The sequence below is a fragment of the Iodobacter violaceini genome (genome assembly GCF_011601265.1).
Classification (GTDB): Bacteria; Pseudomonadota; Gammaproteobacteria; order Burkholderiales; family Chitinibacteraceae; genus Iodobacter; species Iodobacter violaceini.
Genome location: NZ_JAAOLX010000006.1, coordinates 107,969 through 123,190 on the forward strand (window position 1 = coordinate 107,969; position 15,222 = coordinate 123,190).

A 15,222-nucleotide genomic window follows, 5' to 3' on the forward strand; every position below is an offset into this window, starting at 1 on the left:
CAGAGAACACCGTGACACGAAGTGGCACGGAGAAAACCTTGTTCATAATTTTCTGCTTAGCCCTTCGTATTCTCCCTTTTCACCGGGGTGCAGATTTGGATTTTGCCTGAGGCTCATTTCGACTGGTGGTGTACAAGCATAAAAAAATGCAAACCAGCGGACCAGTTTGCACGAAGAGAGAGTCTTGCAAGCCAGCCTGCAAGCAGGCTGGCGTAATCTTACTTACCGCCAAGTGTTTCCAATACTTCCCACTTGCCACCTTTTACTTTGTAGACCGTCAGGCTGCCGTCTTGCAAATCGCCTTTATCGTCAAAGCTGATATTGCTTGATGTCACACCACTGTGCTTGATTTTAGCCAGCACAGGCAGGTATTTAGCAGGGCTGGCCGAGCCAGCTGCCTGCATTGCGGCCAGCATCAGGCGGGTAGAGTCGTAGCCGTACGGAGTGTAAATTTCCAGCTCGCCGTACTTGGCTTTATAACGGGCGGCAAAATCTTTACCGCCTGGCATTAAATCTAATGGCTGGCCTGCAAGCGCAGCAATCGTGCCTTCAGCATCCGGGCCAGCTAATTTCAGGAAGGTATCTGAGCGGGTCATTTCACCTGAAACAATGGGAGCTGCAATAGCTAAACGTTTCTTTTGACGGGCCATCGGGCCGGATTGTGCATCGGTGCCACCGTAGAAGATCACGTCTGGCTTAGCACCCTTGATGGAGGTCAGAATCGAAGTGAAATCGGTTTCTTTATCGCTGGTAAATTCACGTTTAACGATTTCAGCGCCTGCGGCTTTGGCTGCTTTTTCAAATTCATCAGCGAGGCCCTGGCCGTAAGCAGAGCGGTCATCAATGATGGCAATCTTCTTAGCGCCAAGTTTTTCTACTGTATATTTACCAATGACCGAGCCAAGCTGAGAGTCAGAAGTCAGCGAGCGGAATGTGGTTTTAAAGCCTTGAGCGGTATAAGCAGGCGCGGTGGCCATGGCAATTTGCGGCAGGCCCGCATCGGAGTAAATCTTAGAAGCCGGAATGGCACAGCCAGAATTAAAGTGGCCGATAATCCCTGCAACCTTTGCATCTACAAATTTCTCAGCAACCTGAGTCGCTGTTTTTGGATCGGCCATATCGTCTTCGGCCACCAGCTCAAATTTAACAGCCTTACCATCCAGAGTCGGTTTTGTTTCGTTTACATCGTCAATGGCCAGCTGCACACCATTTTGGTAGCCCTTGCCGTAATGCGCTTGTGGCCCTGTAAGCGGTGCAGCAAAACCAATTTTGACGACCGAAGAATCACCAGCAGCAGCTACAGCGGGCGCTGGGGCAGATGCAGCGGTGTTGCTTTCTGGCTTTTGGCCACAAGCTGTCAGCGCTAAAGCAAGGGCCGCAGATAAAGCTGCCGATTTCTGAACGAATTGCATAAACAAAACTCCCCTCGAATGTGTTTATGCAATGTGATCGTGTTCATTTTTTACAGCAATCGGGGGTTTCCTGAACAGGGTTTTGCTTGGTCCATGCAAAAGATGCCAGCAAAAAGCAAGTTAAGCCGCAACACCGCTTAAAATGCAAGCTACAGCGACTATATGCGGTGAAAAAACCCCACATAAGCCGCCTGCTTTTTATTTTTGTAACTGCTTCAGCTGCTCAATACTTGGGGCAAAAAATGCAGCCCCCGTCACAGCACGAGTAAAATTGAGCATATGGTCAACTCTGCCATCTGATGTGGGGGCCACCATTCTGGTCAGCATTTTTTCAAACACAACAGGTGTTTTACAGTAAGAAATAAAATACAGCCCTTTGTCGCCACCTGGTGAGCCATAGGGCATTGAATGCCTGAGCATCGCCAGCTCTTCGCCGTCTTCTTCAATAATCACCCGGCTGATATGCGCTGTATGCGGCCTGTCTTCATCCGGTAATTCTTCATTCGTGTCTTTAGTGCGTCCAATCACAGCTTCCTGCTGGCGCACCGGGAGTTTTTTCCATTGCTCCATACGGTGCACATAGCGCTGCAAATGAATATAACTGCCGCCCGCCCAATCACCATCAGCCAGGAGGGCCACTTCTGCCCGCTCTTCACCAACCGGGTTTTCAGTACCATCCACAAAGCCGGTTAAATCACGGGCATCCCGGTAGCGAAAACCATGCACGGTTTCGATCACATCCAGCCATTCTGACATTTCAGCACTCAGCTGATCAGCAAACTCGTGCAGCAAATCATAGCGCTCACCGCGCAAATGAAGCAGTACATCAACCTCACTGGCCGGAGCGGGGTGAATGGCGCCTGATATGGAAGGAAAATCACGCAGCAAAGCCGGCTTACTGCTGTAAAGCTCCGGCCAGACATGAGGGCCAAAAGCAATCACTCCGCTGGCTTGCGGGTCTTCACCCTGTAAATGAATAATCCGGTCTGAAACACTGGCCAGAAGCGCTTTTAAGCGTGCATCAGCACGCCTGCCCAAACGCCGCCGGAATAAAGTAAATAGCGCGTGCCCGTTGGCGGGAGGAAGAATTCCACTTTGTGGAGTCATGCTTTAATCCTTAAGCAAAAATCTCAGACATCAGGCGGAGCATTCCGCCTTAAAAACACTCAATATTGTTAAAACCCAGCCATGCAAGCCATCACCCTATGCAGTTTTCTTTGCCCTGGGCAAAGCCCCATATTTCGGGCAGCCACTGCTGAAAATCTGCAAAACCATGATCGCCCCCTTTGATGATCGTTTGACGACAAGCAGAGTAATAGTTCACTCCGGCCTGATAATCCAGCACCTCATCACCCGTCTGAGTCAGCAGCCAGTACCGGTTTGGCTGGCTTGGCTGACGCTCAAACTCTTTGAGCTGGTCCGCAAAACGAATATCGATGATATGTATTTCACCGGTTTGATAATTACGCTGCGGGCCTAAATATTCATTAATTCTTTCATAAGGTCTTACCGCAGGATTAATCAATACCGCCTTGCACGCAAAGGTTTCTGCGGCCCATGTAGCAAAAAATCCACCCAAAGAGCTGCCAACCACACAAACATCTTCGTTTGCTAAATGAAAAAACAAACCCTGAAGCATCACCCCCGCAGCATTGGGATCCATAGGCAGCTGCGGGCAATGAAAATAATCCTGCAAGCCCTGCTCACTCATCCATGCGGCCATTTCCTGCGCTTTTTGGGATAGGGGGCTGGATAAAAATCCATGCAGATAAATAATGTGCGGGCGGTATGACATTGTTTAAGGCCGTAATAAGGTAGAGCCTTGCGTTTTACGCAGCGCTAAATCCTGATGAGCCTGTGCGGCATCGGCTAATGCGTAGCTCTGGCCAACTTCCGGCTTCAGTAAGCCACGACGCACGGCATGGAAATAATCTGCTGCTGTATTCACCAGTTCGGCTCTTGTTGAGGTGTAATGTCCCAGTGTAGGACGTGTAAAGAAAAGCGAACCTTTTTGAGCCAGAATGGCGGGCTCAAAAGCAGGTACAGGCCCGGATGCATTTCCAAAACTCACCAGCATGCCGCGTACGGCCAGGCAATCCAGTGATCCAGCAAAAGTATCCGCCCCTACTCCGTCATACACCACAGAAACGCCCTTGCCACCTGTTATTTCACGCACTTGCTCAGAAAAGTGCTCGTAACCAATAATATGATCGCAATAGGCGCCCGCAATCTTTGCTTTTTCTTCAGAACCCACCGTACCAATCACAGTCGCGCCCAGCTCCCGCGCCCACTGGCAGGCCAGCTGCCCTACCCCACCGGCAGCAGCATGAAATAAAATGGTTTGCCCTACATGCACAGGAAAAGTTTTCTTAAGCAAATATTGTGCAGTCATTCCCCGCAGCAGAGTTCCTGCTGCAATCTCATCACTCACCCCGGCCGGAACAAACACCAGTTTTTCTGCAGGCATCACCCGGTGCGCGGCGTAAGCCCCCGGCGCGCCGCCTGCATAAGCTACCCTGTCACCAGGCTTAAATTCAGTCACACCCGCACCAATCGCCTCGACCACACCGCACGCTTCAACACCTAAACCAGAAGGCAGGCTGAGCGGATATAAGCCCGAGCGATGATAAGTATCAATAAAATTAACGCCAATTGCAGTTTGTTTCAGCAAGACCTCCCCTGCCTGAGGCGCTGCTACTGAGGAAGTTTCAAGCTGCATAACGCTGCTATCACCATGCTGATGGATACGAATCACCTGAGTTTGCATCACTTTTCCTTTGAGTAGAGAAAGCTGACAAAATAATCCAGCTAAAAACAAACAAGCAAAAGACAAACCATAGCGCGAGTGCAAGCTTACCGCACCGGAATTAATTGAAATTACGCAGGCCAAATGCAAATTAATAAGCAGACCCACGGCAAGAACCTTAAAAAGTGTAAAAAGCCCATCATCACGTAAAAGCCCTCCCGGGCAGGCCAAAAACCTGGCCTTACCATGGTAAAATTGCCAGCTTTGTATTAAGCCCAGATTGGATACGCTTATGACCCGCCACCAGAGTCTTTATTCAGAACTACACAACCAGCTCAAACAGCGCATTCTGATTTTAGACGGCGGCATGGGTACGATGATTCAGGCTTACGATTTGCAAGAAGCCGATTACCGCGGGGAGCGCTTTGCCGGCTGGCACTGTGATGTAAAGGGCAATAACGATCTGCTGGTGCTGAGCCAGCCACAGATTATCAGCGAAATCCATCAGGCCTATCTGGATGCGGGCGCGGATATTATCGAGACCAATAGCTTTAACGGCACCTCGATCGCCATGGCCGATTACGAGATGGAAAGCCTGGTTTGGGAGCTTAATTTTGCCGCTGCCAGGCTGGTAAAAGATTTATGCGTGGCGCAAACCGCAAAAACCCCCAACAAGCCGCGCTACTGCGCCGGGGTATTAGGCCCAACCAACCGCACCTGCTCGATCAGCCCCGATGTAAACGATCCGGGCTATCGCAATGTCACCTTTGATGCGCTGGTTGAAAGCTATCTGGAGGCGATTGATGGCCTGGTGAAAGGCGGAGCCGATATCCTGCTGGTGGAAACGATTTTCGACACGCTGAACGCCAAAGCTGCTGTGTTCGCGATTAAACAGTATTTCCGCAAAAATAATATCGCCAAAGAAGATCAGCTGCCGGTTATGGTTTCCGGCACGATTACCGATCAATCCGGCCGCACCTTAACCGGCCAGACCACCGAAGCGTTTTACAACAGCCTGCGCCACGCCGACGCCATCAGCTACGGGCTGAACTGCGCGCTGGGGCCGGATTTGTTACGTCAGTATGTGGAAGAAATGAGCCGCATTTCTGAAAGCTTTGTTTCAGTCCATGCCAATGCGGGCTTACCAAATGCTTTTGGTGGCTACGATTTAGACCCGGCCATGATGGCCGAATCGATCAAAGAATGGGCCGAATCGGGCCTGATCAATATTGTGGGCGGCTGCTGCGGCACCACGCCAGCACACATCGCCGCTATGTATGCGGCAGTCAAAGATCTGCCGCCACGCGCCCTGCCTGAGATCGAGGCCAAATGCCGCCTCTCTGGCCTCGAGCCATTTAATATTGGCGACAACGATTTATTTGTAAACGTGGGTGAGCGCACCAACGTCACCGGCTCCAAAGCCTTTGCCCGCTTAATTTTAAACGGCGATTACGCGCAAGCCTTAGTGGTGGCGCGTCAGCAGGTAGAAAACGGCGCACAAGTCATCGACATCAATATGGACGAGGGCATGCTGGACGCCCATAAGGCCATGGTCACCTTCCTGAACCTGATCGCCGCCGAGCCGGATATCTCGCGCGTGCCAATCATGATCGACTCCTCCAAGTGGGATGTAATCGAAGCCGGCTTGAAGTGCGTGCAGGGCAAGTGCATTGTTAACTCGATCTCGATGAAAGAAGGCGTTGAAGCCTTTAAACACCACGCCCGCTTAGTTAAAGACTACGGTGCAGCCGTGATTGTGATGGCTTTCGATGAGGTGGGTCAGGCCGATACCTATGCACGCAAAGTAGAAATCTGCGAAAAGAGCTACCGCATTCTGGTCGATGAAGTAGGCATGGACCCGGCCGACATTATTTTCGACCCGAATATCTTTGCCGTGGCCACGGGCATTGAAGAACACGCCCGCTACGGCCTCGACTTTATCGAAGCCACCGGCTGGATTCACCAGAACCTGCCCCATGCCAAGGTGAGCGGCGGCGTATCAAATGTGTCCTTCTCCTTCCGTGGCAATAATAAGGTGCGCGAAGCCATCCACGCCGTTTTCCTCTATCACGCCATTAAAAAAGGCATGACCATGGGGATTGTGAACGCGGGTGCACTGGAAGTTTATGAAGAAGTACCACGCGAATTACGAGATTTAATCGAAGACGTCGTGCTGATGTTGCCCGCTGGCACCAGTGCCGGCGCGCCGCTCACCGATGGTAATCTGGATGTGACCGAGCGCCTGATCGACATTGCCGAGCGCTTTAAAGGCGACGCCAGCCAAGGGAAAACCGAGGATCTGGGTTGGCGCAATGGCACGCTGCAAGAGCGCATTACCCACGCACTGGTACGCGGCAACACCACCTTTATTCTGGAAGACACCGAGGAAGCACGCCTCGCCTGCGAGCGCCCGATTCATGTGATCGAAGGCGTACTCATGAACGGCATGAACCACGTAGGCGATTTATTTGGTTCCGGCCAGATGTTTCTGCCGCAGGTGGTGAAATCCGCCCGTGTGATGAAGGCCGCCGTGGCGCACCTGGAGCCCTTTATCGAAGAAGAAAAAATCGCCATGGGCCTGCAGGATGCGCCCGCCAAAGGCAATATCGTGATGGCCACGGTAAAAGGCGATGTGCACGATATCGGCAAGAATATTGTGGGCGTGGTGCTCCGCTGCAATAACTATCAGGTGACCGACCTGGGCGTAATGGTGCCAGCGCAAAAAATCCTTGATACCGCCAAAGAAATCGGCGCGGATATGATTGGCCTCTCTGGCCTGATTACCCCAAGCCTGGAAGAAATGAGCCATGTGGCCAAAGAAATGCAGCGCCAGGGCTTTGATATTCCGCTGCTGATTGGCGGCGCCACCACGTCTAAAGTGCACACCGCCGTTAAAATCGAGCCGGGCTACGCCAACGGCCCTGTGGTGTATGTGCCCGATGCCAGCCGCGCGGTGGGCGTGTGCTCCAATCTGTTAAGCGACGAGCTGAAGCCTGCCTTTATGGAAAAGCTGCGCGCCGAATACCAGAATATCCGCACCATTCATGAAAACAAAGGCAAGAGCAAGCTGCTGCCTATTACGGCCGCCCGCGCCAATAAATTTGAAATCGACTGGGCCAGCTATACCCCGCCCAAGCCTAAGCAGCTGGGTGTGATGCGCTTTGAAAAAGTACCGCTGCAGGACATCGCCCCCTACATCGACTGGAGCCCTTTCTTTAATGCATGGGAGCTGGCGGGTAAATATCCGCGCATTCTGACTGACGAAGTGGTGGGCGAGGCTGCCACAGCCCTGTTTGCCGACGCCCAGGCGCTCATGGCCAAAATGATTGAAGGCGAGTGGGTACAAGCCAATGGTGTGATCGGCCTCTTCCCGGCCAACAGCGTGGAAGACGATATTGAAATCTACCACCCGGAAAACGGCGAGCGACTGATGACCTGGCACAATCTGCGCCAGCAAAACGCCAAGGCTGCTGGTAAGCCTAACTGGTGCCTCGCTGACTTTATTGCACCAAAAGACAGCGGCGTAACTGACTATATCGGCGCGTTTGCCGTCACCGGCGGGCTGAATATTGAACCGCACGTAGAGCACTTTGAAAAAGCCGACGATGACTACAACGCCATTATGGTGAAGGCTCTCGCCGATCGTTTTGCCGAAGGCTTTGCCGAATATATGCACGAGAAAATCCGCAAAGAGCTATGGGGCTATGCGCCGGATGAAAACCTGCATGTGGATGATCTCACCGACGAAAAATACCAGGGCATCCGCCCCGCCCCAGGCTACCCCGCCTGCCCGGATCACACGCCCAAAACCGGCTTATTTAATCTGATCGACCCGGGCAGCATTGGCATGAGCCTCACCGAAGGCTATGCCATGCTGCCAACCGCAGCAGTGAGCGGCTTCTACTTTAGCCACCCCCAAGCGCAATACTTTGCCGTGGGTAAAATCGAGAAAGATCAGGTAGAAAGCTATGCGGCACGGCGTGGGGTAACAATCGAGCAAGCCGAGCGAGATTTAGCACCTAATCTGGGATATAACGCCTGATTATTGTTGTAACGTATTTGGAGTAAATCGCAGCCCACTGCCTGGGAATCGTAATCCCTGTGTTGCTTGTACCGGGAATCCAGTAGCCATACTGGATTCCCGCCTGCGCGGGAATGACGAAGCTGAACAGACCTTAGCACGCCTGGCAATGGCGGGTTTCAACCAATAACCTTGAATATACAAATAGTTGGATAAAAAATGCAGCTCAGTGAGTGGGAAAAACAATTCGAAAATAAGATGGCTACCATCGCCAGCAGTGACGACCCTGCCCATGATTTGCTGCACTTTAAAAGAGTTGTACAGCTGGCTAAAAAAATAGGCATCGCAGAAAACGCCCAATTAGAAGTCATTATCCCTGCGGCATGGCTGCATGATTTTGTGATTGTGCCCAAAGACAGCCCGCTGCGCAGCCGTGCTTCCAAATTATCGGCCGAGGGTGCTATTGAATATTTAAGCTCAATTCAATATCCGGCAGAATTTTATCCAGCAATTGCCCATGCCATTGAAGGGCACAGTTTTAGCGCCAATATTGAAGTCACCACGCTGGAGGCCAAAATCGTTCAGGACGCTGACAGGCTGGATGGTCTTGGCGCAATAGGCATCGCAAGGTGCTTTGCAACCGCAGGCTTATTGAAAAGAGCTTTTTATGCCGATCATGATCCCTTCTGCAGCGAAAGAGCGCCGGATGATGCTCAATTCACGATTGATCATTTCTATAAAAAATTATTCAAAACGGCTGAAACATTAAAAACAAGCGCAGGTAAAACAGAAGGCCTGAGGCGAATTGAAATCATGAAAAATTATTTAGCCGCCTTAGAAACAGAAATTCTCTAAGATAGGCTAAAGCACTAAGAGCTTGCCCAAGCACCAACAATCTCATCACCAGCCCCGGACTCCCCATGCCCAACTCACATCGTTTTTCAGAAAGCGAAATCGAAAGCCTGACCCGGCTGATGAGCCAGCGGCGGGATATTCGTCAGTTTAAAACCGGGCCGCTGCCAGAGGGGCTGATGCCGCGCTTGATTGAAGCAGCGCAAATGGCCCCCTCGGTGGGCTTTATGCAGCCCTGGCGCTTTCTGCATATCACCGACGATGCATTACGCGGGCAGGTGCATGCGCTGGTAGATGCCGAGCGCGAACGCACCTCGGCGGCACTGCCCAGCCGTCAGCAGGAATTTATGCGGCTAAAAGTAGATGGCCTGGCTGAATGTGCCGAAGTATTGGTGGTGGCTTTAATGGACGGGCGCGAAAAACATATCTTTGGCCGCCGCACCCTGCCGGAGATGGATCTGGCCTCGGCATCCTGCGCCATCCAGAATATGTGGCTCCTAGCGCGGGCGGAAGGCATTGGGATGGGTTGGGTATCGATTTTTGAACCTGATGATCTTGCCAAGCTTTTGAAAATGCCGGAGGGTGCCAAGCCGATTGCGATTCTTTGCCTTGGGCAGGTGGAAGCGTTTCCGGAAAAACCCACGCTGGAGCGCCTGGGCTGGGGCTGCCGTCTGGAGCAAGAGCAGATCTTTTTTGAAAACTGCTGGCCGGAAGGCGATCACAGCACGCCGATTAGTTATTAAGCGCGCTTGTCTCACCCGCTCTCAATATTTCAAATTGATTATCACCCGGCATGATCCCCGATAAAAACACTCGGGGATGACGCTTTAAACTCCAATATGACTTATATTCAGACGTAAAAAAAGCCGCTTACGCGGCTTAATTTGCTCTTGGCAGGGGAAGAAGGATTCGAACCTTCGCATGTCGGAATCAAAATCCGATGCCTTAACCAACTTGGCGACTCCCCTGAAGAGATCGGCATACTACATGAAGAATTTTGTTTTGTGAAGCTTTTTGCAAAAATTTGTAAGCCGTCCGGTAGAAATCCGTCTTTCAGCCATCTCAGCGGGCCCGTTTATAGCGCATTACAGGCCCAATCCACGGCCAATACAGCGCGATATTATCCAGAAAACCACAGTAAGTATTTCTACTTACTTTCTTGTTTTCATTGCAATACTTTCCATATACCATTGGCATCAATAATCTTCATGGGACTAAGTCTTGGTGCAGCATGGATGAAACAGAAGATCTGGAAGCATTCTTTGAGGTTTTTTCCAAAGTCTACGCAAAGCTGGATGTGGATGGCGTAACGGATATGTTTTGCCTGCCGTTTTTTTCCTTAATCAACGGGGAAAAAACCGACTGGCCCAAGCTGGAAGAGCTCTATCACACTACATGCATATTATTTGACTGGTATAAAAACCAAGGCTTTCACAACGCACGCTACACCATCGTCAGCATGCTGAAAATTACGCCAACGCTGGCCACTGCCAGGCTGCGCTGGCGGGTACTGCTCACCGATGGCAGCCCGTGGGAATATTGCACCAGCTATCAACTTAAGCGTATTGATGGCGAGTGGAAAATGGCAGGCGTGATTCAGTTTGAAGAAAAGACCTCCAACACCCCGCCCCCACCCTTGGTTGCGGCAGAAAACGCGCTGCATCATCTGGCCGATCTGTCTGAAAGCGAAGCGAATCAGCTAAAAAATGTGTATTTCGACATAGAGCAATAAAAAAGGATTTTACAGAAGATCAGAGCCTGGCTGGTAAAATCATCATTTGCCCGCCTGATCTGATCATGTCTGAAACCCCTGTTCCCTCGCCATGCATTGGCCAGTGCAAGCTGGACGACGCACAAACCTGCACAGGTTGCCGCCGTACCCTGGATGAGATTCGCCTCTGGTCTGCAGCAACAGATGCAGAAAAAACCATCGTCTGGCAACGCTTGCTGGCCCTGCCTTTAATCAACAAACAATGCCAGCGTTGCGGCTCAGAATTTAGCTGCGGCAGCGGCGGGCAGAACGGGGGATGCTGGTGTATGGATTTCCCGCCGGTGTTATCGCCATCGGGCTCACCGGGCGATTGTTTTTGCCCTGAATGCCTTGCCCAGGTCATCAGGGAACGTGGCCAGAGCTAAACCGCAGGCCAGTCCTTCACTTGTAATTCCTGAGCGGTATAACTGCGGCGGCTGACTAAAGCCGCCAAAGCCTCTGTACCCACATCCAAATCATAAAGATGCCAGAGGGTGTTTTCACCATCGCAATGAATCATTGCCCGCATGCGCTGGTTTTCACACTGTGGCAGCACCACCTGCGACATGGGTAAATGCAAACCCCGCCCAAACGCCTTGAGCACCGCCTCCTTGCGCACCCACAACTTTAAAGCCTGTACTGCGCTTAAGGGCTGAGTCATTTTCCTCAGCTCCGCAGGGCTTTGGAAATCACTGAACCAATCCGGATCAGTGTCATTATTATGCAGCTCGATATCTGTTCCCAAAGGCCCCAGGGGCTGCAAAGCAATCAGTGCAATCCCCCCGCTGTGGCTTAATGAAAATGCAGGGCCATGATGCAAAAATGGCTTGCACCATGGATTATGCTGGTAGCGGATATCGCCTGGCAGGCAGTCCAGCTCACTGGCCAGAACAGCGCGTAAAGCAATATGTGCAGCCGCATAACGGTTTGCATCAAGCGCCCTGCGCAGGCTTTGCCAGCGCTGATACTCCTGCTCATCCAGCGCAGCCAGCCCTGGCCCGCTCAGCCAGGCTGCATCATCCAGATAAACACGCCAGATCTTCAGCACACATTTTTCCGGTTAAATACCCAGCGTCGCCCCGCCATCCACACACAAATTATGCATGGTGATATGGCGGGCACCGGGCGAGAGTAAAAAGAGTACCGATGCGGCAATATCCTCCGCATCCGCAATCCGCCCCAGCGGAATACCTGTGCGATAGCCTGGCAAAGAGCCTGCTATCACTTTTTGCACATCGCTTTCATCTTGCCAAAGCTGGCGCTGCATGGCCGTATCAGTAGAGCCAGGGGAGACAATATTACAGCGTATGCCGTATTCAGCCAGCTCCAGCCCCAGGCACTTGGTAAAATGCCCCACTGCTGCCTTTGATGCCGCATAGGCCGCCATTTGCAGCCGGGGCACTTCAGCCGCATTTGATCCTACCGTGACAATCGCGCCGCTGCGGCGCGGAATCATACGCTGCGCTACGGCTCTGGATAAATAAAAGGGACCATGCGTATTCACCGCAAAGGTGTTTTCCCAATCTTCATCGCTCATCGCGCAGATGGCCGACATATGCAATATGCCTGCGGCATTCACCAGCACAGCAACCGGCCCCAGCTCAGCTTCAATTTGCCCAACCACCTCGTTAATCCGGCTGCTGCTGCGCATATCCACAGGATAAGCATGCACCGCCAGGCCTTCAACCCGATATTGCAAAGCCGCAGCCTGTAAGCGCTCCGCCTGAATATCCAGTGCTGCAACAATCGCACCCTGGCGGCCTAAAGCCTGCACAACAGCCGCACCAATCCCCTGGGCCGCTCCGGTCACAATGGCTACTTTTCCACGATAAAGCTGATCTTGCATAAGAGGGCTTTCCTTGTTGTTTTCTGATGGCACAAGACGCTTTTCAGGCCGTCTGAATCAATATTTTAATACGAATAATAATTATTCGTATTAAAATAATTAATAAGGCTGTAAGCGCCAGCTTCATTTACAGGCTCTTTCCCCTGCCGCCAGCAAAAACCACACAAGCGAGTCTTTCAGTGAATACAAAACACGGCCTTCTGGCCTTTATGCTTATTGGCGCGGCCCTGCTTGCAGGCTGCGATTCCGGCTCAAAAACAACTGCAGCCGAAACGCAGACCAGCGGCTGGCCACGTACTTTCGACACGCCTCAGGGCAAGCTCACGATCAAGGCCCCGCCTCAGCGGATTGTATCGACCAGTGTGACGCTTACCGGCACGCTGCTCACCATTAATGCCCCTGTGATTGGCAGCGGCACCGGGGCGGTTAACACCGTAACCTCGGATGAGCAGGGGTTTTTCCGCCAATGGGCGCATATTGCGAAAGAGCGAAAAGTAGAACCGCTTTACCATGGCGAACCCAATGCCGAAACCATTGCAGCAGCCAATCCTGATCTGATTATTGTGTCTGCAACCGGCGGCGATTCTGCCCGTAAAATTTATGATCAGCTCAAGCAGATTGCCCCAACCGTGATCATTCATTATGACGATAAAGACTGGCAAACGATTGCCACCCAGCTGGGGGCCATTACCGGCCACGAGCAGGATGCCGCGGCAGCAATCAAAGACTTCAGCAGCAAGCTCAGTGCCACAAAACAAAAAATCCATCTCCCGCTCCAGCCCGTAAACGCGATGGTTTACTACGAAGATAACTCTGGCGCCAATGTCTGGACTGCCAACTCCGCACAGGGGCGGCTACTGCTGGATCTGGGCTTTACGCTTGCGACTATTCCGGATGCAGCCAAAGGCGATACCAGCATGGGCATACGCAAGGACTTCACCCAGCTGACGGGTGAAAAATTCTCTGCAGGGCTGCAGGGCAAAACCATGCTGCTGTTTACCGCCGATGATTCAACCGTAGCCAAAGTCAAAAATAATAAGTTTCTGCAACAAAATCCGGCCATATCCGGCAATCGCGTTTATGCCGTAGGCCTGGATACTTTTCGCATGGATTACTACAGCGCCAGCAATATGCTGAAGCGTATTGAGCAGCACTTTAAGTAAACAGCAGCCTGGCTGGCATATTCAGGCAGCCAGGCACACATTGCTTTAATGAGCCGCCTCAGATGCCGCATCTGGCAGCTCAGCCTCTGGCTGGGGATTCTGCAAGCGCCGCAAACCACTAAACCCAAGCCCCAGCATGGCCCCGGCCATTGCAACGCCACCTGCAAAAGAGCACACCGCCAGCAGTGGCGCAAATGCACGGGCCAAAGCACCCAGCCCCAAAGCCCCTGCTGAATCCCCCACCACATCCTGAGCACTCCACAGGCTGTTTATCCGCCCCAGCAAGTGATCCGGCGTATGCTGCTGCACTAAGGTGAACTGCAATAAAGAGCTGATCGAGCCCAGATAACCAAATACAACAAGCGCCACCAGGCCCGACGGCAGGTGAGTAATCAGGCCAAACACAACAATCGCCAGCGCCGCTGAGATCACCGCAGTAATCAGTAACAAGCCCGGCCGCTGTACCCGCGCCACCCAGCCACTGGTAAACGCACCCGTCATCGCCCCCAGTGGCACCGCCGAATACATCAGGCCCACCTCAAAAGCACCGCCGCCATACACAGCCAGAGCCAGCACCGGAAACATCACCCGCACCGAGCTTAATAATGTTTGCAAAGTACCCATCACGACCACGGCACCAACCACCGGACTTTGCTGCAAAAAACGCACGCCATCGGCTAAGGCACGCAAGGGATGTTGCGGCTGACCCGCTGCCGCTTTCATGGAAGGCAAACGCAGCAAAGGAATTAATGTGCACAGGGTGCCAAGCCCTGCCAGCAGGTAGTTCCAGCTCACCCCTGCCGAAGCAATCACCATACCGGCAATGGCCGGTGACAAAATCGCCCCCAAACGAACGGTCAGCATGCTTAATGCGCCTGCCGCCGGCAGGTTTTCACGCCCAACCAGCGCCGGAATACTCGCCATCAGGGCCGTGATTCCAAGTGCCCCAAAAAAACCATCCCAAACTGCAACCAGATAGAGTGCCAGCAGAGAGGGCGCTGAAATAAAGCTGTTCAAAGCCAGCACTAAAAAGCCAATACCGCACAGACTGCGGGCCATCAGGATCAGCTTGCGCCTGTCGTAGCGATCGGCCAGCACACCGCCACACATCAGCCCTGCAAACATCCCCACGCCATCCAGCGCCACCGCCATACCTACATGCAAGGCCGAGCCAGTCAGCGCATGAATTTGCACCGGCACCGCTACGGTGAGCATGCCCAATGACAGCACAGAAATTAAACGCGCTATAAAAACAGACCGAAAGTTTGAATTATTTTTAAGCAGACTGAAATCAACAAAAATAGACGATCCGGGTTTACTCATAAGAAATCCAAAAAAGAGAAATAATCGGGAGCAGCACAAGGCGAAATCTGTCACCAGCTTGACGGCTATGGTATCATCAAGCATCAAAATGAATATGATTAACATTCTC

At 52.2% G+C, this 15,222-nt stretch carries 13 protein-coding genes and 1 tRNA gene; 6 read left to right on the forward strand and 8 right to left on the reverse strand.

Features of this window, described 5'->3' with window-relative positions; translation table 11 throughout:
* Positions 1-218: 218 nt before the first annotated feature.
* From HA050_RS12725 to HA050_RS12740, 4 genes are all read right to left on the reverse strand, one after another.
* The gene (locus HA050_RS12725; RefSeq protein WP_166826682.1) at positions 219-1,412 is read right to left on the reverse strand and encodes a branched-chain amino acid ABC transporter substrate-binding protein; all 1,194 of its coding nucleotides are present in this window, start codon (positions 1,410-1,412) and stop codon (positions 219-221) included.
* 198 nt (positions 1,413-1,610) lie between these two features.
* Positions 1,611-2,519, reverse strand: a complete 909-nt coding sequence (locus HA050_RS12730) for a Dyp-type peroxidase (RefSeq protein ID WP_166826684.1) — start codon at positions 2,517-2,519, stop codon at positions 1,611-1,613.
* A 91-nt stretch (positions 2,520-2,610) separates the two neighbouring features.
* The gene (locus HA050_RS12735; protein WP_166826686.1) at positions 2,611-3,207 is read right to left on the reverse strand and encodes a YqiA/YcfP family alpha/beta fold hydrolase; all 597 of its coding nucleotides are present in this window, start codon (positions 3,205-3,207) and stop codon (positions 2,611-2,613) included.
* Positions 3,208-3,210: 3 nt separating this feature from the next.
* Complete coding sequence (locus HA050_RS12740; RefSeq protein WP_166826688.1) at positions 3,211-4,179, reverse strand: quinone oxidoreductase family protein; 969 nt, start codon at positions 4,177-4,179, stop codon at positions 3,211-3,213.
* Positions 4,180-4,450: 271 nt separating this feature from the next.
* Between HA050_RS12740 and metH the strand changes: the two genes are divergently transcribed.
* From metH to bluB, 3 genes are all read left to right on the forward strand, one after another.
* Positions 4,451-8,200, forward strand: a complete 3,750-nt coding sequence (gene metH, locus HA050_RS12745; RefSeq protein ID WP_166826690.1) for a methionine synthase — start codon at positions 4,451-4,453, stop codon at positions 8,198-8,200.
* A 198-nt stretch (positions 8,201-8,398) separates the two neighbouring features.
* Positions 8,399-9,034: an HD domain-containing protein gene (locus HA050_RS12750; protein ID WP_166826691.1), complete on the forward strand. Its 636-nt coding sequence runs from the start codon at positions 8,399-8,401 to the stop codon at positions 9,032-9,034.
* A gap of 65 nt (positions 9,035-9,099) precedes the next feature.
* Positions 9,100-9,774, forward strand: a complete 675-nt coding sequence (gene bluB, locus HA050_RS12755; protein WP_166826693.1) for a 5,6-dimethylbenzimidazole synthase — start codon at positions 9,100-9,102, stop codon at positions 9,772-9,774.
* Positions 9,775-9,922: 148 nt separating this feature from the next.
* Here bluB and HA050_RS12760 read toward each other — a convergent pair.
* Positions 9,923-9,999, reverse strand: a tRNA-Gln gene (locus HA050_RS12760).
* Positions 10,000-10,262: 263 nt separating this feature from the next.
* On the opposite strand from HA050_RS12760, the gene HA050_RS12765 reads away from it, so the two are divergent.
* Both HA050_RS12765 and HA050_RS12770 read left to right on the forward strand, forming a co-directional pair.
* Complete coding sequence (locus HA050_RS12765) at positions 10,263-10,763, forward strand: DUF6841 family protein (protein ID WP_166826695.1); 501 nt, start codon at positions 10,263-10,265, stop codon at positions 10,761-10,763.
* Between the two features lie 65 nt (positions 10,764-10,828).
* Complete coding sequence (locus tag HA050_RS12770; RefSeq protein ID WP_205836426.1) at positions 10,829-11,167, forward strand: DUF1289 domain-containing protein; 339 nt, start codon at positions 10,829-10,831, stop codon at positions 11,165-11,167.
* On the opposite strand, the gene HA050_RS12775 is transcribed toward HA050_RS12770, so the two are convergent.
* Positions 11,164-11,829: a 4'-phosphopantetheinyl transferase family protein gene (locus tag HA050_RS12775; RefSeq protein WP_166826697.1), complete on the reverse strand. Its 666-nt coding sequence runs from the start codon at positions 11,827-11,829 to the stop codon at positions 11,164-11,166. The two genes, HA050_RS12770 and HA050_RS12775, sit on opposite strands and share 4 nt — an antisense overlap.
* Positions 11,830-11,841: 12 nt before the next feature.
* The gene (locus HA050_RS12780) at positions 11,842-12,627 is read right to left on the reverse strand and encodes a 2,3-dihydro-2,3-dihydroxybenzoate dehydrogenase (protein ID WP_166826699.1); all 786 of its coding nucleotides are present in this window, start codon (positions 12,625-12,627) and stop codon (positions 11,842-11,844) included.
* Between the two features lie 179 nt (positions 12,628-12,806).
* Between HA050_RS12780 and fepB the strand changes: the two genes are divergently transcribed.
* Positions 12,807-13,790: a Fe2+-enterobactin ABC transporter substrate-binding protein gene (fepB, locus tag HA050_RS12785; protein ID WP_308418901.1), complete on the forward strand. Its 984-nt coding sequence runs from the start codon at positions 12,807-12,809 to the stop codon at positions 13,788-13,790.
* A 45-nt stretch (positions 13,791-13,835) separates the two neighbouring features.
* Here the strand turns inward: fepB and entS are convergent, their stop codons facing one another.
* Entirely contained in the window at positions 13,836-15,113 is a 1,278-nt protein-coding gene (entS, locus tag HA050_RS12790) for an enterobactin transporter EntS (RefSeq protein ID WP_166826701.1), read from the reverse strand.
* Positions 15,114-15,222 lie beyond the last annotated feature (109 nt).